Annotated in this window: 14 protein-coding genes and 2 pseudogenes; 10 read left to right on the top strand and 6 right to left on the bottom strand. The window is 46.4% G+C overall.

Annotation, left to right across the window (positions count from 1 at the left end):
* Positions 1-135: 135 nt before the first annotated feature.
* Complete coding sequence (locus LC431_RS05145; protein WP_223509383.1) at positions 136-921, bottom strand: NAD(P)-binding domain-containing protein; 786 nt, start codon at positions 919-921, stop codon at positions 136-138.
* 93 nt (positions 922-1,014) lie between these two features.
* On the bottom strand, positions 1,015-2,466 hold the full coding sequence (locus LC431_RS05140; RefSeq protein ID WP_223509382.1) for an efflux transporter outer membrane subunit: 1,452 nt from the start codon (positions 2,464-2,466) through the stop codon (positions 1,015-1,017).
* A gap of 89 nt (positions 2,467-2,555) precedes the next feature.
* Between LC431_RS05140 and LC431_RS05135 the strand changes: the two genes are divergently transcribed.
* The 10 genes from LC431_RS05135 (at position 2,556) to LC431_RS05090 (ending at position 17,784) form a co-directional block, all read left to right on the top strand.
* A complete protein-coding gene (locus LC431_RS05135) occupies positions 2,556-3,170 on the top strand; it encodes a TetR/AcrR family transcriptional regulator (RefSeq protein ID WP_013575227.1) in 615 nt (204 codons plus the stop codon).
* Positions 3,171-3,245: 75 nt separating this feature from the next.
* Positions 3,246-4,355: an efflux RND transporter periplasmic adaptor subunit gene (locus LC431_RS05130; RefSeq protein WP_013575228.1), complete on the top strand. Its 1,110-nt coding sequence runs from the start codon at positions 3,246-3,248 to the stop codon at positions 4,353-4,355.
* Positions 4,352-7,441 carry an efflux RND transporter permease subunit gene (locus tag LC431_RS05125; RefSeq protein WP_223509381.1) on the top strand — a complete coding sequence of 1,030 codons (3,090 nt, stop codon included), beginning with the start codon at positions 4,352-4,354 and terminating at the stop codon, positions 7,439-7,441. Before LC431_RS05130 ends, LC431_RS05125 begins: the two co-directional genes overlap by 4 nt.
* Positions 7,442-7,895: 454 nt before the next feature.
* Positions 7,896-8,636: an SDR family oxidoreductase gene (locus LC431_RS05120; protein WP_223509380.1), complete on the top strand. Its 741-nt coding sequence runs from the start codon at positions 7,896-7,898 to the stop codon at positions 8,634-8,636.
* Between the two features lie 787 nt (positions 8,637-9,423).
* Positions 9,424-10,275 carry a DNA adenine methylase gene (locus LC431_RS05115; RefSeq protein ID WP_223509379.1) on the top strand — a complete coding sequence of 284 codons (852 nt, stop codon included), beginning with the start codon at positions 9,424-9,426 and terminating at the stop codon, positions 10,273-10,275.
* 12 nt (positions 10,276-10,287) lie between these two features.
* Positions 10,288-11,979, top strand: a complete 1,692-nt coding sequence (locus tag LC431_RS05110; RefSeq protein ID WP_223509378.1) for an AAA family ATPase — start codon at positions 10,288-10,290, stop codon at positions 11,977-11,979.
* A gap of 474 nt (positions 11,980-12,453) precedes the next feature.
* Positions 12,454-13,125: an HIT family protein gene (locus tag LC431_RS05105; RefSeq protein ID WP_223509377.1), complete on the top strand. Its 672-nt coding sequence runs from the start codon at positions 12,454-12,456 to the stop codon at positions 13,123-13,125.
* A 25-nt stretch (positions 13,126-13,150) separates the two neighbouring features.
* On the top strand, positions 13,151-13,720 hold the full coding sequence (locus LC431_RS05100) for a hypothetical protein (protein WP_223509376.1): 570 nt from the start codon (positions 13,151-13,153) through the stop codon (positions 13,718-13,720).
* Positions 13,721-13,735: 15 nt separating this feature from the next.
* On the top strand, positions 13,736-16,318 hold the full coding sequence (locus tag LC431_RS05095; RefSeq protein WP_223509374.1) for a hypothetical protein: 2,583 nt from the start codon (positions 13,736-13,738) through the stop codon (positions 16,316-16,318).
* A 521-nt stretch (positions 16,319-16,839) separates the two neighbouring features.
* A complete protein-coding gene (locus tag LC431_RS05090; RefSeq protein WP_223509372.1) occupies positions 16,840-17,784 on the top strand; it encodes an ArdC family protein in 945 nt (314 codons plus the stop codon).
* A gap of 428 nt (positions 17,785-18,212) precedes the next feature.
* Here the strand turns inward: LC431_RS05090 and LC431_RS05085 are convergent.
* From LC431_RS05085 to LC431_RS05065, 4 genes and pseudogenes are all read right to left on the bottom strand, one after another.
* Positions 18,213-19,655: pseudogene (locus LC431_RS05085) on the bottom strand (IS1182 family transposase).
* 215 nt (positions 19,656-19,870) lie between these two features.
* On the bottom strand, positions 19,871-20,389 hold the full coding sequence (locus tag LC431_RS05075; protein ID WP_223509370.1) for a DinB family protein: 519 nt from the start codon (positions 20,387-20,389) through the stop codon (positions 19,871-19,873).
* Positions 20,390-20,594: 205 nt separating this feature from the next.
* On the bottom strand, positions 20,595-21,032 hold the full coding sequence (locus LC431_RS05070; RefSeq protein WP_223509369.1) for an N-acetyltransferase: 438 nt from the start codon (positions 21,030-21,032) through the stop codon (positions 20,595-20,597).
* 150 nt (positions 21,033-21,182) lie between these two features.
* A pseudogene (locus LC431_RS05065) lies at positions 21,183-22,417 on the bottom strand (IS110 family transposase).
* Between the last annotated feature and the right edge of the window lie 9 nt (positions 22,418-22,426).

The following is a 22,426-nucleotide window of genomic DNA, read 5'->3' as shown; positions in this document are numbered from 1 at the left end:
CTAATCAGATATCTTTGACACTGACGCCTGTTTGGCGCAGGCGGATGCGCCGGTTAATCCTGAGGATTTTAGCGGTCAAAAACGACACTCTGAGTTCGGAGTGTCATTCGACGTTGGAAAAAAGAGTATTTCATTTCAGCGGGTTATTTGCGCAGCGGGGTTTTCCTGAATTTCCGATAAAACCGTATCAGAAGCCACATGCCAGGGGGTAAGCGCCGCCATTCGTGCAAGAACCTCAACCCCCTGCGACATACCGGGTGCAGCAGATGACATATCCTGCCCCAGTTCCCCGAGGTTGATGGACGGGTGATAACCCGCATATTCAGCACAGTCTTTCAGACCGTTAAGGACAAGCTGGCGGGCAGTGTCATCCGCCATACCTTTCCCGGTCAGCCAGCACGCTAAGCCCTCCGCCAGAAAATAAAAGCCATGACTCATACAAAGACTGACCGTGGCTAAGTCAAAGTCCGGCTCGTCAGGCAATACGGTCAGGGGGCCCAGCAGGGAAAATAAACGCTGAACCTCTTGATCAGCACCAGTCAGGATCACGCTCGATTTATTGATTTCAGCGGCGAAGGAAAACATCAGTCTGACACAATCAGTGTGTCTGAATAGCTTTCGCAGACTCTGTGATGGCAGCCCCGGCACCAGTGAAACCAGCGTTTGCGCGCTTCGCAACTGCACCTGATTTGCCATTTCATTCAGAGCATGGCGATCTACGCCGGTAATAATGACATCAGTCTCATTGATGACATCCTGGTAACTGTCCAGCGTCCAGCAGGGGAACTCTCTTCCCAGCTTGCGCACGCGTTCGTTGTTTCCCGAAACCAGAAATACCTGTGCATCAGGCGCGGCAAGAAACAATCCTCGTACCAGTTTTTCAGTTAACGCGTCTACCTCCAGAATACCTATCCTTTTCATCAGTCCCCCGGTTATCAGTACGGCTCTGTCGTGTTATCAACGGTAAAAAGGTCGTCACGTCTGTGACACAAGTAAGGGAAGATCTGCGGCATCTTATGGTGTGGCCGTTTCCGGTGGCTGCCAGCCTCCGCCGAGCGCCCTGAACGTTGCAACAGCCGCGCGCGCAGATTCTGTCTGCGCCTGCGCCCTGGCGTCGGAAGCCTGTAACAGGTTTTCATCGTTGTGCAGGACGTCCATCAGGCTGGCCGTTCCCTGCCGGTAAGCGATAAAAGATGACTGGCGGGCGCTGGCCAGGGCGGTTTCACCGCGGGTCAGCGTGGCGGCCTGTGTTTCACGATTGACCAGAGCAGAGAAAGCATTTTCGACGTCTTCGGTGGCGCGTAATACCGACAGGCGATAGGCCGCGAGCGCTTCGGCTTCCTGGCCTTTCGCCTGATCTATCTGGGCGTTGATGCGACCAAAATCGAAGAGCCGCCAGCGCAGTCCCAGCACGGCTGCCGACTGGCTGGCACCGCCGGAGAACAGGTTGTCGCCCGACACAGCCGTCGCGCTGCCGAGCAGGGCACTGAGTGAAAACTTCGGATAATACTCACTGACCGCCACGCCGATACGTGCACTCGACGCCGCGAGATGGCGCTCCGCCACGATAATATCGGGTCTGCGGCGCAACAGGTCGGCAGGTGTGCCCGTTGAGGTTATCTGCGGAGCCTGCGGTATGGCACCCGGCAACGCTAACTCACTGCGATGGGTGCCGGGAGGCGTGCCGAGCATGACATCTAATGCATTCATGGCCGCATCAAGCCCGGTACGGAGAACCGGTACGGTTGCCTGAACCTGCGCCAGTTCCCCTTCGGTCTGGCGAACCTGATACGCCGGAGCCAGTCCTTTAGCATTCAGGAGTTGTACCTTTTCCAGCAGTTCCTGCTGCGTACTGACCTGTTTCTCCGCGATGGACAGCCGGGTTTGTAATCCGCGCAGGGTGATATAGGTATCGGCAGTCTGAGCCGCGACGGCAAGACGGGTGGCGGTGACACCCGCTTCGGAAGCCTGATAGTCAGCCAGTGCAGCCTGACGCCCGCGTCGCAGCCCCCCAAAAACGTCAATCTCCCAGCTTGCGTTGAGATCGGTTTCATAGCTATTGCCGTAGCGATTATAATCCGGTGTTGCGCTGAGAACCTGACCCAGCGGGGTTTCGGCCGACTGATACGCGCGTGCCGCTTGCCCGCTGACGTTCCCTGAAGGTAACAGCGCTGCTGTGGCCGCGCCCAGTCCGGCGCGTGACTGGGCCATGCGGGCGGTGGCCTGTGCGAGATCGAGATTCTGCGCGAGGGCGTCGGTAACGTACTGACTTAACAGGGGATCGCCGAAGCCGTCCCACCAGACGGCAAAACTGGCGGGTCTGGAGGCGCTTCTCTGCTGGACGGCAGACTGTGCCTGATAGCGTTCAGGAAGGGGGGCATCCGGGCGATGATAATCCGGCCCGACGGCGCAACCCGCCAGTAAGGCGCTGCTCACCACCAGTGCAAGAGTACGGAGGGGGAACATTGATATTCCTTGAGTCAGTTTTGAAGTGTGACTACATTACCAAATGGTCACTCGTTGTCAATCAGGGCTCATTGAGCTAAGCTGGAAAAATGACTAAACACATAAATGTACATCCCCCAAGGGGGCCATCAGATCACAGTGTGCGTGATCAGGTCGTTGACGCTGCCACAGAGCATTTCGGGCATTTTGGTTACGAGAAAACCACGGTGTCAGAACTGGCTAAATCAATAGGGTTTTCAAAATCCTACATCTATAAATTTTTCGATTCCAAGCAGGCGATCGGCGAGGTGATCTGCACTAACCGGCTGGCGATGATCATGGCGATTGTCAATTCAGCGATTGCAGATGCCCCGTCGGCCTCCGAAAAATTGCGGCGTTTATTCAGGGCACTGACTGAAGCCGGCAGTGATTTGTTTTTTCACGATCGCAAGCTTTATGACATTGCTGCCGTGGCGGCGCGGGATAAGTGGCCGTCGGCAGAGGCTCATGAAGAGCGTCTGAGAACACTGATTGAACAAATCATTGTTGAAGGGCGGCAGGCGGGCGAGTTTGAACGAAAAACGCCGCTGGATGAGGCGGCGCACGCGATATATCTGGTCATGCGGCCTTACATCAGTCCGGTACAGTTGCAATACAATCTGGAAACGGCACCGGCGGCTGCGGCACTCCTGTCCTCACTGATACTGAGAAGTCTGTCACCCTGAGTGGTGACTATTGACATTATTGGTCACTAGTCTGAGAATGCGGTTACTGTCCTGCTAATTCAATTAAGGGAACCCATGCTCAGGCTTAATCCTGCCACCTTTGCTGTTTGCCTGTTGCCGCTTGCCCTTGTGGCCTGCGGCGACTCTTCCGGCACCGACGATCCCCGTACTCAGCCTCCTCTGGTCAGGTCTGCGACCGTGGTGAGTGCTGCCGATGCCTCCCGCGCATTTACCGGCGTTGTTGTCGCCCGGATTCAAAGCGACCTCGGTTTCAGAGTGCAGGGCAAAATCCTTGAACGCCTGGTCGATACCGGCCAGACCGTTAAACGCGGTCAGCCATTGATGCGTCTGGATCCGGTTGACCTGAGTCTGCAGGCACAGGCTCAGCAACAGACCGTCGCGGCGGCACGGGCCCGTGCAAGACAAGCGACTGATGACGAGGTGCGCTATCGCGGTCTGGTCGCTGCAGGCGCAGTGTCGGCATCGGCCTACGATCAGATAAAGGCCGCCGCCGATACGGCCAAAGCGGAACTCAGTGCGGCTCAGGCCCAGGCCAATGTGGCGCAAAACGCCACGGGCTACGCCGTGCTGCTGGCTGACGCCGACGGCGTGGTCATGGATACGCTGGCTGAACCTGGTCAGGTTGTCAGTGCCGGGCAGCCAGTGGTCCGGCTGGCCAGAGCAGGGCAACGCGAGGCCATCGTGCAGTTGCCTGAGACGTTACGCCCGGTTGCCGGAAGCGAGGCCGAAGCAACGTTGTACGGTACCGGTAAACAGGCTGTCCCTGCGAAACTGCGGCTCCTTTCCGATGCGGCAGATCCGCTAACCCGTACCTTCGAGGCGAGATATGTACTTGAGGGAGCACTGGCGAATGCCCCGCTGGGATCCACCGTGACGCTGCATATTGCAGACGATAAATTACCGGGCCAGGTGATGCAGGTGCCTTTAGCGGCCATCTATGATCCGGGCAAAGGGCCGGGTGTCTGGGAGATTTCGGGTAAGCCCGCCAAAGTGTCATGGCGGCCCGTGCAGGTGCAGGGATTGGGTGACGATGCGGCGAGGGTGACCGGTTCCCTTAAGCCGGGAGAGCAGGTGGTCGCTCTCGGGGCGCATCTGCTGCATGACGGTGAGGCCGTACGCCTGGCCGAACAAAGCGATGCCAGCGTCGCCGGGAGCCAGCCATGAGCGCGGGGCGATTCAATCTTTCTGCGCTCGCCGTGCGTGAGCGCTCAATCACGCTGTTCCTGATTATCCTGATTACCGTGGCCGGTATTCTTTCGTTTTTTGAACTGGGACGGGCTGAAGATCCGCCGTTTACGGTCAAGCAGATGACCATTATTTCTGCCTGGCCGGGTGCCACCGCGCAGGAAATGCAGGATCAGGTGGCTGAACCGCTGGAAAAGCGTATGCAGGAGCTGAAGTGGTATGACCGCAGCGAGACGTACACGCGTCCCGGTCTGGCTTTTACCATGCTTTCGCTGAAGGACAGCACACCGCCTTCACAGGTGCAGGAAGAGTTTTATCAGGCACGTAAGAAGCTGGGGGATGAGACCAAAAACCTGCCAGCAGGCGTCATCGGGCCAATGGTCAATGATGAATTCTCTGACGTGACCTTTGCGCTCTTTGCGCTGAAGGCCAAAGGGGAGCCACAGCGACTGCTGGTGCGCGATGCGGAATCGTTGCGCCAGCAAATTCTGCATGTGCCGGGGGTCAAGAAGGTCAATATCATCGGCGAACAGGCCGAACGCATCTTTGTGTCGTTCTCGCATGACCGGCTGGCCACGCTGGGTATTTCGCCTCAGGATATTTTCTCCGCCCTCAACAGCCAGAACGTCCTGACGCCCGCCGGTTCGATTGATACCAAAGGGCCGCAGGTCTTTATCCGCCTGGATGGCGCCTTCGACAAACTGGAGAAAATCCGCGAAACGCCCATCGTCGTACAGGGCAGAACCTTGCAGCTTTCTGACGTGGCAACCGTTGAACGGGGCTACGAAGATCCTGCGACCTTCCTGATCCGCAATCAGGGTGAACCGGCGCTGCTGCTGGGCATCGTTATGCGCGACGGCTGGAACGGTCTGGATTTGGGTAAGGCGCTGGATGCGGAAACGGCCAAAATCAATGAGGGCATGCCGCTGGGCATGACCCTGACCAAGGTCACCGATCAGTCAGTCAACATCAGCTCCGCCGTTGACGAGTTCATGATCAAATTCTTTGTCGCGCTGCTGGTGGTGATGGTGGTGTGCTTCGTCAGTATGGGCTGGCGCGTGGGCGTGGTGGTTGCCGCCGCGGTGCCGCTGACGCTGGCAATTGTCTTTGTGGTGATGGAGGCTTCCGGCAAAAACTTTGACCGTATTACCCTGGGCTCGCTGATCCTGGCGCTCGGGTTGCTGGTCGATGATGCCATCATCGCCATCGAGATGATGGTGGTGAAAATGGAAGAGGGCTACGACCGCATCAAAGCCTCGGCCTATGCCTGGAGTCACACGGCAGCCCCGATGCTGGCAGGCACGCTGGTCACCGCCGTCGGATTCATGCCCAACGGTTTTGCCCAGTCCACTGCCGGTGAATACACCAGCAACATGTTCTGGATTGTCGGTATCGCCCTGATTGCTTCCTGGATTGTGGCGGTGGTGTTTACGCCTTATCTGGGCGTGAAAATGTTGCCGAAAATCAAAAGGGTGGAGGGCGGGCATGCGGCGATTTACGACACCCGTCATTACAACCGTTTTCGCCGGGTGCTGACCCGCGTCATCGCGCGCAAGTGGATAGTCGCCGGTACCGTTATTGCCGTCTTTACGGTCGCTATACTTGGCATGGGGCTGGTGAAAAAACAATTTTTCCCGACCTCTGACCGCCCGGAAGTACTGGTTGAAGTGCAGATGCCTTATGGCACTTCTATTGAGCAGACCAGCGCCACCACGGCGAAAATCGAAGCCTGGCTGAGAAAGCAGAAAGAGGCAAAAATCGTCACGTCCTACATCGGGCAGGGGTCACCGCGTTTTTATCTGGCCATGGCGCCTGAGCTGCCTGATCCGTCGTTTGCGAAAATTGTCGTGCTGACGGACAGTCAGGAAGCACGCGAGGCGCTCAAGTTCAGGCTACGTGAAGCGGTGGCCAGCGGCCTGGCACCTGAGGCGCGCGTGCGTGTGACCCAACTGGTGTTCGGTCCGTATTCTCCTTATCCGGTGGCCTACCGGGTGATGGGGCCGGATCCTGATAAACTGCGCGAAATTGCAGACAAGGTCGAAAAGGTGATGCAGGCCAGCCCGATGATGAGGACCGTCAACACCGACTGGGGGCCGCGTGTACCGGCGCTGCATTTCACGCTCAATCAGGATCGCCTGCAGGCGGTGGGGCTGACATCGAATGCGGTCGCACAGCAGCTTCAGTTCCTGCTTTCAGGGGTTCCGATCACCTCGGTGCGTGAAGATATCCGTTCGGTGCAGGTGATGGGGCGGGCGGCAGGAGATATCCGGCTTGATCCGGAAAAAATCGCCGGTTTTACCTTAGTGGGTTCTTCCGGCCAGCGCATTCCGCTGTCGCAGATCGGGGAGGTTGAGGTGCAAATGGAAGATCCTGTTCTGCGCCGTCGCGATCGTACGCCGACCATTACCGTGCGGGGAGACATTGCCGAAAACCTGCAGCCGCCGGATGTCTCCACGGCAATGATCAAAGCGTTACAGCCGGTCATTGATACGCTCCCGGCCGGATACCGTATCGAGCAGGCGGGTTCTATTGAAGAATCCGGGAAAGCCACCGAGGCGATGGCACCGCTGTTCCCGATCATGATTGCCATGACGCTGTTGATTATTATCCTGCAGGTGCGGTCAATGTCGGCGATGGTGATGGTCTTCCTCACCGCGCCGCTGGGGCTGATTGGGGTGGTGCCAACGCTGCTGCTCTTTAACCAGCCGTTTGGCATCAATGCGCTGGTCGGCTTAATCGCGCTGTCGGGCATCCTGATGCGTAACACCCTGATCCTGATAGGGCAGATCCATCACAACGAACAGGAAGGGCTGCCGCCATTCCATGCGGTGGTGGAGGCAACAGTGCAGCGGGCCAGACCGGTGTTGCTGACGGCGATGGCGGCCATTCTGGCGTTTATCCCGCTGACCCACTCGGTGTTCTGGGGAACGCTGGCTTATACGCTGATTGGCGGGACGTTTGGCGGCACTATCATCACGCTGGTCTTCCTGCCGGCAATGTATGCCATCTGGTTCAGGATACGGCCCGATGAACAACAGCAGAACGCACGGACGGAATTAGCGTAAGCAGTCCCGGACGAATGGCTGAAGCGTATTTTTGTCGTGCAGTCTCACCACAGATCCTTGTCACAGGGCAAGGGTCTGTGGTTTTTCCCGTCCCGGCTGGCTTTTCTTGAGCAGCAGGGCATTCTTGCGAGAGTGCCCGGCCCCGACGACAGGCGCAAAGATTTCTGCACGCTGACCGAGAAAGGCCTCGACCTCATTCCTGTCGTGCTCATTTCTGCGAGTGCAGTGAGCGGAGCTGAAATCAGATTGCGGGTGTCCGCATCTGTTATTGTTATGTTGCTGGTTTGCGGATCGCCCGGGTATTTGGAATTCAGTCTTTCAGATCATTAAGCAAAGGAAACAGTACTTCTCCGGCTTTAACTGCCGGTAGTTGTGAAGCCCTCAGAAGGGATGGGCAGTAATGGAGTTCTTTCGTAAGGTAAATGGCGGTTATAACGATTAAAGGGGAGTCATTATGGGAAGATTTCACGGTAAACGTGTACTTATAACGGGGGGCACCAGCGGTATGGGGCTGGCAGGAGCGCTGCGAATTGTGAAAGAGGGTGGACAAGTTGCCATCACAGGGCTGAGTGAAGAACGTCTGGCCCGGGCCCGTAAGCTGTTGCCGGACACTGCACTGATCCTGAAAAGTGATGCTGCAAGTGAGGCAGATATTGATGCGCTCGCAACGGCAGTCTGCGGCTGGGGGCACCTCGACGGATTGTGGCTGAATGCGGGTTACGCAGAGGTTGGTGCACCGGAATCCGTTACGGCCGACGCCTTTAATCGCATGATGAATGCCAATGTTCGCGGGCCTATGCTCCAGCTTGCATCACTTTCCAACATTTTGAACCCAGGTGCATCAGTGTTGGTCACTGCATCGTCTTCAGTCTATGAAGGTGCGCCAATGACGAGCTTATATGCTGCAACAAAAGGTGCCGTTGTCGCCATGGTAAAAAGCTGGGCCGCCTCGCTGGCTACACGCAACATTCGCGCCAACACGCTGGTGCCAGGGCCTGTCGAGACTAATTTTAGACACTTCATGCCCGAGGAGTCTCGGCAACAGTTTGAAGATTTTGTAGTAAGCCAGGTGCCTCTCAGACGAGCCGGTACAGCTGATGAAGCGGCTGCCGTCGCACTTTTTCTGCTCTCAGATGATGCGTCTTACGTAACCGGAAGCCAGTACGCTGTGGATGGCGGACTGGTTCACTTGTGAGTTCAATCTGCCTCAGCGGCTTATTAACCGTATTTTCACTCATTGGTTTATAGAAATTACGGATGCCGGGGCAACGTGTTTAAAGGATTTTTGCGGATGGTTTAATTTGCGGATTTTTGAATCGTTAAGAGATATTTGGGGGTCACTGCGTCATCGAACTCACCTGACCCCAAATCTGACCACCAAATTCTCCCGATGCGGAGGGAAAACTGAAAATGCATCGGGAAGGTTTTCACGTTCACTGATCGCCTCAACGCCATACAGGCAGGGGCTCCGGCGTATAAAAAGCAAAAGGCCCGCTTAAGTTTCCTTAAGCGGGCCTTTCTAATTTGGCTCCTCTGACTGGGATCGCCTTTGCCAGTAACTGGCTAATAAGTAAGCTAAACTTGAATCTTCATCCTGTCAAGACCCCCAGACTGACCCCTATATCAGAAAGTTAAAATAATATGCTATTTATGAGTATGTTTGGGCTGTCACTCTAAGCGTGAATTGGGCTTTTTTAATATCTTGCTAAAGGGTAAGAGCTTTGGAGTAGTATAAGAATGTTATCTTTTGACCTTCGGTGGAGGGGCTCGTCCCACAGTGCATCGTTGGTAGCGAAGAGCACAAATACTTTTAGCCTACACATGCTTGATCACTAAACGATGTCAAGCTACTTTTTACACAGCCAAAGAATTGAAATAAAATAAATATCTTTAAATTCATATAGTTATGGTTATTTCTTTATATAGATAGAACTCGCAAAAATATGTTAAGATTACGATTATTTTTTTAGCGTGGTTGACGGATGTCTAAACCTTCTCATTTCAAAACTCCCCTCCGTTATCCGGGAGGTAAGGCAAAATTTTCACACCATATTGAGCAAGTCATTCAACATAATGATCTTGTCGGTGGTAGCTATGCCGAACCATATGCAGGCGGTGCGGGAGTTGCATTAGGGCTTCTAATAAACGGGCTTGTAACAGATATTTATATTAATGATATTGATCCAGCTATTTATGCATTCTGGTTTGCGGTAATAAATCACAATGAAAAATTATGTGAAATGATAGAAGAAGCTTCTGTTACGATTGAAAATTGGCATTTTCAACGTCAGATTCTATTAAATAATGAAGAGCATAATATAATTGATACTGCTTTTGCTACATTTTTCCTCAATAGAACTAATCGCTCGGGTATCCTCAAAGCAGGAGTAATTGGTGGTAAAACGCAAAGTGGGAAATGGAAGTTAGATGCCCGCTTTAATAAGCAGGATCTTATAAAGAGGATTAAATTAATTGGGACTTTAAAAGATAAAGTCCATGTGTCGAACCTTGATGCAATTGATTTTATCTTTGAAAAGGTAAAACCGTTACCTAATAAAAAACTTATTTATTTAGATCCTCCTTACTATGTTAAGGGAGCTGAACTTTATAGAAACTTTTATCAGCATGAAGATCATGTGAAAATTGCCAAAGTACTTGAGGCTATAAAGTCACCTTGGATTGTTTCATATGATAATGTTGATGAGATTAAAGAGATTTACAAGTCTTTTCGTATGGCTGATTACTCGTTAAGTTATACAGCTCAAGACAAGAAAAAAGGGTCAGAGGTAATTATATATAACAATGGATTGATTGCTCCAAAAATTGGAGTTTAAGAAGGTGATGAAATGATAAAAGAAATTGATTTCAGAAAATTTAAGAAACTCATAAATATCAATTTTTCTTTTGATGATTGTGTTAATCTAATCTCTGGAACTAATGGTACATGTAAAACAACACTACTCCATTTAATTAGTAATAGTTTTCAAATGCCACTTATTCGGTCACCTAACTACGCAAATACCAATTGTCTCAAAGTAATTAAAACAATAAATAAAATAGCGAATCCTAAAATGGAAGCTATCGTTAGAGAATCCAAAAATTATACAGACCCGGCAGAAGGGACTAAAGGAAATTTATTCTCTATCAATTACTTAGACGATACAACACTCGATTTTCGAAAGCATAATTCTAAAAACCCTGATGAAGCTCATAGATATGCTATTAAGCCTTTATATCCTAGAGGGGGGGTTAAGCAATCCCTTCCTTCAAAACCAGTTTTATATCTTGGCCTTTCAAGACTTTTTCCGATTGGAGAGACAAAAGATGGGGATCTTACAGCAATACCGTTAAACCTGCCTGAGAAATATGTGGAAATTATTTCCAATATATATAAAGATTTTTTAGGTATTAATATAACAAATATTCAATCAAATAACATTGGGGATTTTAAATCTGGGCCTTCTTTTGATACGGATAATCCAGAGATTGACTCAAATACTATATCTTCTGGTGAAGATAATCTTTTTATAATAGTTAAAGCACTAGTCAGTCTGCGCTACTACTTTGAATCACTAATTGAGTCCAATGATAGTAAGGAAAGTATTCTATTAATTGATGAGTTTGATGCAACTTTACATCCATCGCTACAAATTAGACTTCTTGATAAGATACATGAATATGCGAAAGCTTTTAAAATTCAGGTTTTCTTTACTACGCATAGTTTAACTTTATTAGAACATGCCTTTCATAAAAAGTATTGTGTCATATATTTAATAAATAACATTACTAAAGTGTTGCTTATGGAAGAGCCAAACCTTTTAAAAATAACTATGCATTTAAAAACACAAACTAAGGACGAAACCTATACACGAAATAAAATACCAATATTTACTGAAGATCGTGAAGCAAGATTTCTTTTTAAAGAAATATTTTCATACTGGATTAGTAAAAATAGCAAGTTAGCGATTGTTGAAAGCTATCTCCACCTTGTTGATTGTTCCATTGGTGCCGATAATTTAAAAACAATTTTTTCCGATCCACATTTGAAAGAAACATCATTAAAGTCAATTTGCGTTTTGGATGGTGATCATGGCTCCGATTTGAATAAGGGTATTGTGGCTTTACCTGGGGGGAAAGCTCCAGAACAGTTAATTTTTGAACATTGCGAAAAAACATTTAACGATGATGATGCTTCATTCTGGGAAAATGAAGATATATTGAATAATGGTTTTACTAAAGAATTGTATCTTTCAGTAATTAGGCCAAAAATAATATCCATTGAAGAAAAAATTCAGCAGAAAAAAAATAACGAAGAATCAGTTTCTGGTTTAAGACGTGCGTTAAATAAAGATGTTTTCATAAAACATATTGAATTCTTTAGAATGATTACAAGAAATTGGTTGGATAAAGATGAAAATAAAGCTGTGCTTTCTTTTTATTATAAGGGATTGCAGACATTATTTTTCAAAGCAACCGCTACTACCGGAGTTGATAGGAAAATTTGGGATTTCGATTATTCTGAGATATTTAAAAAGTAGCAGGGTTAGTTTTTAAATGGGTTTTGTGAATTAATAGGGGGCACTTAAAAATTGCTTCAGTTACTCACCTGTATTTAGACTCATAAAACCGCATGGATTGTCTCTTTTGAATTTATCAATCCATGCCAGCATAAGAAGTATTTCTTGCCGAAAATAGTTAGGGAATGATCAATCTACACACCACTTTTTGATAACTTAATATAATTGTAGCTTTGAAGACTGTATGATTTTTAACCGCCAACTGACTTGCACTCACTTTTTTTCAGAAAAGACACATATAATAATTGGATAGATTCAGGATTTTTTATTACTGCCAAAACTGGGTCAGTCGCAGGTGAGGGTTCAAGCATTAGAAGAACGTTGCTTAATCCTATCAACTTGTTGACTTTCTTGATATACTACCGTCAATGGTTTAAAAAATTATGGTCATAAAGTGAAAGTATCTGTTGTTTTGGAACATGGGAGACAAAGGTAATGGTCTATATCCCTAGTAAAAATTCACAAGAAATTTCATGCAAATGCAGATTTTGTGAAATTGTAAACAAAAATATTAGCATTGACATTGATAGTCCGTGGCTTTTTGACGAGCATCATGCAGCTCTCGTATCACTTGGATCGTTAGTTCCGGGGTGGGCTTTGGTTTGCCCCAAAAAACATGTTCTTAATCTGAAAGAGAGCTATCTTGAAGATAGTTTTTGGGAATTTACTTCTGAAGTGGTTAGAAATCTTGAACTGCGCTATGGGAAAGTTACTATTTTTGAACATGGTTCAATTAAAGAAAACTCCCTAACTAGTTGTGGGACCGCTCATGCGCATCTGCATGTTGTTCCGTTACATTTCTCGTTAACTAATTCTGCTAAGTTGTTTTCCGATAAACTCAAATGGTTTGAATGTAAAGTCTCGGCTATAAAAGAAATTTCGCAGGGGCAAGAATATCTTTTTGTTTCTGATAGTTATGATGCTGGAAATTCTAAGGGTATTATTTGCCTCTTGGGCGATGAGGTTTCTCAGTTTTTCCGAAAAGTTATTGCTAAAGAGTTGGGTATTGCTGAAAAGTATAACTATAAAGAATTCAAAATGAATGAATTAAGCGCTAGTACTTTTGAAGAGCTAAAGAATAACCATTCTGAAGTTAATGCTTTTTGATATAGAACTCACAGAAGAGAATGTTATGCAAAGAGATGACGATACTCCAGCTTCTACTGCATTTTCTCCCCCTGCAGATAATATCAACCATGATGGACGCAAAGAACTTGATTGGAAGAGCAGATGGCCAAAAGAAGCCATAAATCATATATGTTTTGATGCCATATTTGTGGGTGTGATTCTTTTATTTACATTGGTAATGATATTCTTAATATGGCGCGGAACTGCTTTTTCGATTTTAGCAGGAGATTGTCAAACCTGCAGTATTAAAAGATTCAACCAATTTGCATTGTTTTATTTTGGGGGAATGCTCGGTGGAACAATGTTTGGTATAAAGTATCTTTATAAGGTAGTTGCTCGAGGATATTGGAATCTTGATAGACGCTTATGGCGTATCTTTACACCTTTCTTGGCTGGTGTTTTGGCTCTAGCTATTGGTTCCCTAATAGATTCAGGGATGCTTGGGTTAAGCATGAAGTCATCATCGTCAACATTTTATTTTTCTTTGGGTTTTATCTCAGGTTACTTTGCTGATAGTGCTTTAGCAAAAATGCAGGAAGTAGCTAATACAGTATTTGGTACAGATAAAAAATAAATTAAGGATCTTATAATGAGTTCCGTTGTTAAAACAAAATTCACTCCTCTGAATCCAATAAATATTATAGAAAATAATAATATTATTCATCTTAATATTGAAGATATTCTTCCTGATAGAGTTGGCCTTAAAGCGTTTGGATTATGTTCTATACCTAATAAATGGACTCCTCCTTTCTTTGTTATTTCTAGCAATAATCCAGAATCTATTAATTGCTTAGAGGGTTTTTTAAAAGAATTTGAAATCTCATCTGCGACACAGCTAATTGTCCGTTCTAGTGGAATTGATGAGTCAATTGATGATCGTGGATCGTTAGAGTCTCAGGTATGTAATGCTAATGATGTTCTTTTAACTATATCAAATTTAAAGTCAGTATTGTTATCAAGATACGAAAAATTAGATTTAAATAAAATCCATTGGGTGATTCAAATCTTTATTTCACCGCAAATGAAAGGTCATCTCTCAAATGAAAGACGGCTGAGTAAAGTACCCCGTGACTGGATTACAGAGATAGAAGGTAGTGGTGAGTCTTCAAGCGAACGAAATTCATTGTCTATACGAGCATGGCGAGACTCCAGAATTCCTGAGATAACTGAACTTAATTGTGAATACAGAATGCATTATGCTGATAGTTTAAAATCAGTTGCTGTATGGGCTTATAATATGTTATCTCGGCTTCATTTTGAATGGGTTTGGGATGGACGGACAATGTATATTGTCCAGGCAGACGAATGTGATGCTGTAGAAAAAGGAGTTAATCCAACAACTTTAGTTAAAGAATATATTACCGAAAACGTAAGTGAACATTTGAATTTATTTAGCACAGCATCCGAGGGCGATTATAAAGTATATAGAAAACTTAATAATGCCAAACTGTATAGAGAATTAGGTTATAAAGGAACGAAATTTTATATTTTAAAAGATGCCCAAACTCTATCAAAGCTATTAAATGAGGCTCAATGTTCTACTGAATTAATAAGTGACTTAGAGCAATTAACTAAGCAACCGTTAGTAATTAGAACCGATGGGACTCATATTCCTTCTAAGCATCATCAAATGCTGCCCAGAAGTGATGAACTGCGTAGTACAGACGATGCTGTAAAATGGTTAATTGAAGTCTTTAGGGAAAAGATATTAAGCCTTGATATAAAGGATAGTGGCTTGTGTCTTATTGCTCACCATTTTATACCTGCATCTGCATCTGCTTGGTGTTTAGCGCACCCTGACAAAAGAAAAGTCAGAATAGAGTCTTTATGGGGGATCCCGGAAGGATTGTATTGGTATCCACACGATGTATATGACGTAGATACAAAATTGTCGACCATATCTGCTTCCTCGGAAAAGCCTGGAAAATTTATCGTTCGTGAGCGCTTGAGATATAAAGATAAATTTATTGCTCCAAATAATAATGGCCAATGGGTTCTTCATCAAACATCAAAAAGTTTTGATTGGAAAGCGACTATTAATAAGCAAGAATGGATCAATGAGATCGCGTGGACATCTAGAATTATAGCTAATAAATTAAATCAGTCTGTAGTAATCATGTGGTTCATTGACGTTAATAATAATGCTTCTTCAAGCCCTGTAATTCCTTGGTATCACGAGTTCTGGGATTCATCACAAAACTCACCAGTGTCTGCACCAAAAAAGAAAAATATGGGAGACGCCTTCTTTTCTATAAAAACAAGAAATGATTGGGAAAATTTAAAGGGTACTAATTTCAAAAAATTTAAAATATCTAGAATATTAATTGATCCGATGGAACCCGAACTTGTCAGAGACCCTGAGTTTGCTAAAGAGCTTGCTGATCTAGCTAAAAGAGAGAATATCGTTGTTGAATTAGCTGGTGGAATTCTTTCTCATGCATATTATTTACTCACCAAAATGGGTTGCAAAGTAGAATGTGCTGATTTATATGCAGCTGACGAAGAGGAGATAGAATATAATAAACTTGTTCGTGACAAAATCCCTGAGTTTATCAATTCTCAAGGAGAAGACGTTAGACTAATAAAATTGAAAAGTGAAGCGTTAATTTCTGCAATGAAAAGAAAGGTCGTGGAGGAATCTCTTGAGGTCTTTGATGCAAAAACAAGCGATGAAATAATTGAAGAGATCGCTGATTTACAAGAAATAATTAATGCTCTTACTAAAGAATTAAAAATATCTAATAAGGAAATAGAACGTGTAAGAAAAGCAAAAAAAGCAAAAAGAGGCGGGTTCGATAATGGGATAATGCTTGGTAAAACAGCGCTAGGCCCCTCTTTGAGTCTATCTGATGAAGGGAAAAATAACTTTGAAGAACCTACAAAAAAATATGAACAAACAATAAGTAAGTCAGAACTTTTGCCACCACATCCAAATGATTTTCATTCGGACAAGCGTCATGATAATAATGGTATTTTTGAAAGGCAGTTGAGGTTTTCACTACCTATTTATGGCGATGATTTTAGTACTCCAAATAGTGTAATTACTCTTGAAAATAGTGAAAAGAAAGACGATAAGTATATTTTCACTCTTCAGATGGAACGATCTGAGGGTGTTATGAAATGTAAGGTTAGAATTGTAAGTGCTCCAACGCAATTATCATTGGAGTTGTGATAGTTACATAATAGAATTTATTTCTAGTGGTGTTTTTTTATTTGGGGGGCGCGAGGTTTTTGTTTTTAGTTGGTTTTTAAAATTTCATTTCAAGATGTTAATTTAGCGGTTGTATATTGCTTAATGGCTTGTTATGAAAGAAATTTTCTTTTCTTTATGTGTTTCTTGCTTGTTTTTTGAATTTAGTAAGATTGGCTAAAATTAATATGAGTAATATTGAATTCCCTTGAATTTTCTCCATTCACCTCTTTAATCCTTATTCTTTAATCAAGGATTTCTTAATTTTAAATAATTCATTATTTTCTTTTCCTAATTAAGGGCGGCTATGCCCATGTATTCCGGGGGGCTCCTGTGTGCTTTTCATTCCTCGAATCAGCTTCCGGTTAATCGTTTCCCAGCACAACCCGTTCCGCAAGGGTAAATAGCACGCATGTTGCGCCCTTGCGGGACGGAACGATGTCGGGAAAGCGAACCGTCAGGCGATACGAAGACGAAAATCACACCACTGACGGAGAAAACCCATGACTATTTCCCTGCATACCCAGACTAGCGCCCCTAACACCGCAACGGCGACCAGCGTATCCCCGCTGGAGCAGTCAGGCTCCTCAAAAACGAAATTTTCCAGAACCAAAACAGATATTTATCAGACAGTCACTGACAGCATCATTTCTGCCCTTGAAACAGGCGTTAAGCCGTGGTCCTGCCCGTGGCAGCGCGTACCGGGCATGTCAGGATTACCTTCAAACTACGCGACTGGTGCTGCTTACAGTGGAATGAATATCATGTTGCTATGGTGCAGTGCCTCAAAACAGGGATTCAGTGATTCGCGCTGGATGACCTACAAACAGGCAGAAGCGGAAGGCGGGCAGGTACGCAAAGGAGTACACGGCACTACCGCCATTTTCTATACCACGCTGGAAAAGGAAAATGACGACGGAGAAACTGACTATATCCCGATGCTGAAAACTTTTACCGTGTTTAATGTTGAGCAAATTGACGGTTTGCCTCTGAGTGACGCAGCAGTTTGCCCGGCAGAGACCTTTGAGCCGTTACCGCGTGCGGAAGCGCTTTTCCGTAACAGTGGTGCAACTATCATTGAGAAAGGTCAAAACGCCTTTTTCCAACCCTCTACCGATGAAATCTGGCTGCCGGAACGGTACCTTTTTTCTGATGCCGCCAATTTCTGCGCCACCGGCCTGCATGAGCTGATTCACTGGAGCGGGGCAAAAAGTCGGCTGAACCGTGAAATGAAAGGGAAGTTTGGCAGTGAGGATTATGCTTTTGAGGAGTTGATCGCCGAACTGGGAAGCGCGTTCCTGATGGCGGATCTGGGTATCACTGGAGAGGTTCAGCATGAAGGTTATATTGCTTCCTGGCTGAAAGCACTGAAGAACGACAAGCGCTATATTTTCAAGGCCGCCAGCGCGGCATCAAAAGCTCATCGTTATTTGATTGATAAGCTTTGAGCGGGAATGCACTACAAAGGAATGCGGCTTTGCGTGTAGGGGCCGTTTAAAACAGTAACGCTGTAGGGACATGAGTGAGGCGGAGCGCAGACAGGGCGAGCACCGAACAGTCATGTTCCTGCAGTGGAATTAAGACAACCCCAAGGAGGGATTGATGTATAGTTACTCCATGTGATTAACTGCATTAGCTCATATCGCCTTACGGCTTTCTCGTACAGCACACAACCATATACGGCAGTCAGTTAAGAGCGCAGGCTGTGTGAAAACTCATAGCTTCAAGTAACCAAACAATATTTCTCATCTGTGTTTTAATAAAGTCGTTTAAGTTGACGAAGTAATCTGTGTTTTTTTTCGGGTGACTCAGGAGTTTTTAAAGCGGGGAAGAACCTGATATTTGTTGTTACTGGAGGGCAAAACGGCTGGAACCGTTAGCCGTATTGTTCCTGCAGTTGAATTATCAATCCTTCAGTACCCCATATTGATAGCATCCTTTTCAGGTTATAAGCCAATATATGAAGGCTGATTTCTGTACTGACATTTTTAAATTTTCGCATCAGGAAGTGTGTTGCACCCATCCACATTTTAATTGTCCCAAACGGATGTTCTACCGTTTGCTTTCGCATGACTACCGCTTGAGGAAATGCCTCAAGCCGGGCATGCATTTCTTCCATTTCAGCTTCATGAACCCAGCGCCGTATACGCCTTGGATCGCGTTTTGATGTCGTGCACCTGGAACGCTGGCTGCAATCGCGACAGGCAATATTGTTAAAGTACAACTGTTGCTCCAGTCCGTCCTCTATTGAGGTAAATCGATTCTGAAGCTCATTGCCCATTGGGCATACATAAACATCTTTTTCCCTGTTATATCTGAACATTGAGCGGTTATAGAGCCCCTTACGTTCAGCACCAGAGGTATCTCCCTTTGGCACCAACGCCACGGCTCCGCTATCCAGAACTGTTTTAATATCGCTGCGACTGTAATACCCTTTGTCGGCAAGTACTGTTATGTCCTTCCGGCCAACAGCTTTCTGAGCCAGTGCTGCTACTGAACCAAGTTGCCCATTATCTGTTGTGTTGGTGACTTCATGCGCAACAATCAAATGGTTCTTCGTATCCACAGCTGTCTGAACGTTGTAGCAAACTTGCCGGTTCATATTATTTGTTTTCATCAACCGGGAGTCAGGGTCGGTTAAAGAAAGTTGTTTATCTGGCTGTTGTGCAATTGCTTGTTGGATCTCCTGAAGCTCACGTAAACGCTTTTTTAGCCAGGCCAGTTTAGTGGCTGTTAACTTTGTGTTTGCATCGGGCTCAGTATTCTTGTCGGCTTCATCCAGCTTGTTTAAATAAAAAGTAATACTTTGCTCAACGCGCTCAATATGGTCTTTGGCTTTCTGGGATGTGAAGTTGTTGGGTTTGCTGTTTACTGCTTTGAATTTGCTGCCGTCAATGGCAACAACGACATCAGTGAACATTTACATTTGCCGGCACAGGCCAATAAAGGCCCGACAGGCATTCCTGATACCTTCACCGTTATCTTTTCTGAAATCTGCAATGGTTTTAAAGTCAGGCGTTAATCGTTCAAGTAACCACATCAGTTCAACGTTGCGATGGGCCTCTTTTTCCAGTCTGCGGGAGGACTGAATTCGGTTGAGATATCCGTAAATGTACAGCTTCAGTAGGGTGGCAGGGTGATATCCGGGCCGTCCGGTTCGTTTTGCATCAACTCTTCTGAAACCAAGAGAATCAAGCTGTAACCCATCTACAAATATATCAACCACTCTGACGGGGTTATCTTCAGTGACAAAATCGTCCAGCGCATCAGGGAGCAATGTCACCTGATGCCTGCCATGTCCTTGAATGTGATTGGCCATGTCGGTACCCACAGTATTCACTTGTATGTTTATAATTTTAATAGAAAAGTAAGTATGTTGCATGGGTTTATAAAGAATGGTTGATCATATGCAACCATCGCTTAGACCAAAAAGTGATCAGGTGTTTTCACACAGCCTGAGCGAAGAGCGGAAGTTGGCAAAACAATACTACCATCACGGTATACTGATCGGCAGGGAGCAGGTCAATCGCCAAACTAATATTTATCGTTTAGCTGCCTTTGATATATCAGCAAGTCCAGTTCGGGTGCCTCCCCAGATACTCGGGTCAACATTGCATGGACCTGCCCTCTGTGATGGGTTTGATGATTAAACCAGTGACCCAGAGCAGACCAGATTACCTGCTGCTTAAGTTCTGGTGTTGAAGCCCGCCGGTAGGAGACTATGCCAGCTAAATCGGTTTCTGATAATCCCATGATAAAATCTACGATCTTTTTATCTTCTTCTCTTCGCGCCATTTCCAGACCGAGAAAATCACTGTCGAACAGTATCTGGTCCAGCCGATACCCTGTTTCAGGTAATGCGTTTAAACGATGTCTCCAAATCCTGTCCGTCACTAGCAGGTGATTCAACGTCGCCTCGATAGACCCAAAAAAAGCGCCGCAGTTTTTACGGTAAGCATCTTCTCCAATCTTTCCAACGCTGGAATATAACCGTTCATTCGCCCAGGCGTTGTAGCCGGCTAGAATGTTGAAATGCATGTTGAGTGAACTCATAATTTCATCCATTTAAATGAACAACCGTTTTAATTATAGTTGCGCATTTGGCAGCGCAATAAAGATACTTTGACCCGTTCCCTTTTAGTCAAAGCTGTGCGGACTCAGTAATGTCTGCTCCTGGCACGAGGACGACCGAAGGGTGGGTGTGCAGGTCTATTCTGAGCGAACAGCGGACATCCCAGTTGAAAGATAAAATTGGATTTTATAAGGATTTCTTCATAAATATCCGACTTGTTCCTTCCGGCTCGCAGCCAATACGCCCAAACTCTTCCCAACCGTGTTTTTTGTAGAAATCAGGAGCTTGAAAGCTTATCGTATACAAAAATGCTGCAGTACATCCCCTTCTTCGCCCTTCATTCTCGAAGCGCTTAAGAATATCTGTACCCAGTCCCATTCTCCGCAACTCTGGTGGAAGATAGAAAAGATCTATAAAAAGGAGGCCCAGTGACGAACGTCCCTGCATTCCTCCAAGTACTTCACCCGTTTTAGTTGATTTTATTAATACCGATAATGGCTTACGATCACTGATCCCCGTCATTAAATCGTTGAAATCATTAAGCCCTTCTTCAATGGGCAATGATTGTTCCGCATCAGCATTTTCACAAATCTCAAAACTAATCTCATCAGCAGTGCTATTCATTTCAAATGTCCTATTTAGCTGCTTAAATCACTGTGTAAATATACAGTCATAAATCCGGATTCCCAGCCTTTTTTCTGCTCTGCCACTTGCACTAATGTGGCGTCAATGTCCGCTTCACGCCCTGAGACATTCGACAAGCTTTCTACGGCATTAGTAAGGGCGATTTCGCGCTTCCAGTGCCAGCAAATATTTCGCTTCGTCATAACGGGTTCTGGTCTTCCAGCAGCGGTAAATAATTCTTATCCATTTGAATGCCAGAGCTCGGATCGCTGATTGATGAGATTTTCCTTTTTCTCGCATCCCCTGATAATACAGCTTGGCCCAGTATGATGAGTTAACCGTCTTGGCAGCCCATTCGACAAAGGTTTGCCTGACGAACTTGGCACACTGCCATCGCCAGTGAACCCAGGATTTCTGGCCACTCCGTTCAGTCACCGGAGCAATACCTGCGTAGTTTTGAATTTCCTCAGCGCTGTTGAAGCGGTCGCGGTTATCACCCAGTGCGGCAAGCATACGTGGGCCCATACACGGCCCCATGCCCGGTAGTGATTTGAACAGCTCTGCATCCGGAAGCGTATCGAATAACGATTCGATTCGTTCGTCGTAGGTTCTGATAAGTTCACCTACAAGTTTGGTTTGATTTGTGATGCAAGAGCTGTTGCCATTAGCGCGTTCGCCTCGATGACACTTTTATCAGTGGTCAGGGGAATCGCGTTGGCAATGCTTGTAACCCGCTGTTCTGTATACGCAACAGCGGGACCACCTCTTGCGTTCATAAAATGACGGACGGTATCACTCCGGGCACGTTTGAGCTGTTGCAGGCTTGGCCAGCGGATTATGAGCTCACAGAACAATGAACTGTCCCGATGCGAGAACCATTCCAGGGGTTGAGGATAATACTGCTTAAGCGTGTTAATGAGCCGATTAACAAAGCGGCGTTTGTCTTCTACCAGCAGCCTACGCTGCTCGACTAGTTGTAGAAGTAAACGGATATCAGCATTGTCGGGTTCAATGGGTTTTATCTTTTGGGGATAGCGAAGCATCAGATCTAACGCCAACTCGGCATCCTGAGGATCATCCTTCGCACCACTTGGCCAGAAGGTCTGCCGATAGCGGGCCAATGATAACGCGTGTATGGGAAAGACAGTAATAAAGGGGTACTTCTGGAGAGCATATACTACCGGGCCTTTCTTCAGTTCAAGGGCGATAGCGATCCTGCCTTTGACCTTCTGGTGCAACTCATTGAGCCAGGTATCAAGCGCTTCCGGCGTATGGTTAATCACATGGAATGTGCGCTCACCGTTTTTAAACTGAACGCAGACATCGTGCTTTTTATCCGCCCAATCCAGACCAACATGAGCAGCAAACAGATCTATAGCAGTCATCACCAACTC

The organism is Rahnella sp. GSA61A (assembly GCF_019969905.1).
GTDB classification, from domain to species: Bacteria; Pseudomonadota; Gammaproteobacteria; order Enterobacterales; family Enterobacteriaceae; genus Rahnella; species Rahnella aceris.
This window is presented reverse-complemented; position numbering and strand designations above follow the sequence as displayed.

Coding starts and splice junctions, on each gene's coding strand:
- LC431_RS05145 (WP_223509383.1), bottom strand. CDS start 921: ATGAAAAGGATAGGTATTCTGGAGGTAGACGCGTTAACTGAAAAACTG.
- LC431_RS05140 (WP_223509382.1), bottom strand. CDS start 2,466: ATGTTCCCCCTCCGTACTCTTGCACTGGTGGTGAGCAGCGCCTTACTG.
- LC431_RS05135 (WP_013575227.1), top strand. CDS start 2,556: ATGACTAAACACATAAATGTACATCCCCCAAGGGGGCCATCAGATCAC.
- LC431_RS05130 (WP_013575228.1), top strand. CDS start 3,246: ATGCTCAGGCTTAATCCTGCCACCTTTGCTGTTTGCCTGTTGCCGCTT.
- LC431_RS05125 (WP_223509381.1), top strand. CDS start 4,352: ATGAGCGCGGGGCGATTCAATCTTTCTGCGCTCGCCGTGCGTGAGCGC.
- LC431_RS05120 (WP_223509380.1), top strand. CDS start 7,896: ATGGGAAGATTTCACGGTAAACGTGTACTTATAACGGGGGGCACCAGC.
- LC431_RS05115 (WP_223509379.1), top strand. CDS start 9,424: ATGTCTAAACCTTCTCATTTCAAAACTCCCCTCCGTTATCCGGGAGGT.
- LC431_RS05110 (WP_223509378.1), top strand. CDS start 10,288: ATGATAAAAGAAATTGATTTCAGAAAATTTAAGAAACTCATAAATATC.
- LC431_RS05105 (WP_223509377.1), top strand. CDS start 12,454: ATGGTCTATATCCCTAGTAAAAATTCACAAGAAATTTCATGCAAATGC.
- LC431_RS05100 (WP_223509376.1), top strand. CDS start 13,151: ATGCAAAGAGATGACGATACTCCAGCTTCTACTGCATTTTCTCCCCCT.
- LC431_RS05095 (WP_223509374.1), top strand. CDS start 13,736: ATGAGTTCCGTTGTTAAAACAAAATTCACTCCTCTGAATCCAATAAAT.
- LC431_RS05090 (WP_223509372.1), top strand. CDS start 16,840: ATGACTATTTCCCTGCATACCCAGACTAGCGCCCCTAACACCGCAACG.
- LC431_RS05075 (WP_223509370.1), bottom strand. CDS start 20,389: ATGAGTTCACTCAACATGCATTTCAACATTCTAGCCGGCTACAACGCC.
- LC431_RS05070 (WP_223509369.1), bottom strand. CDS start 21,032: ATGAATAGCACTGCTGATGAGATTAGTTTTGAGATTTGTGAAAATGCT.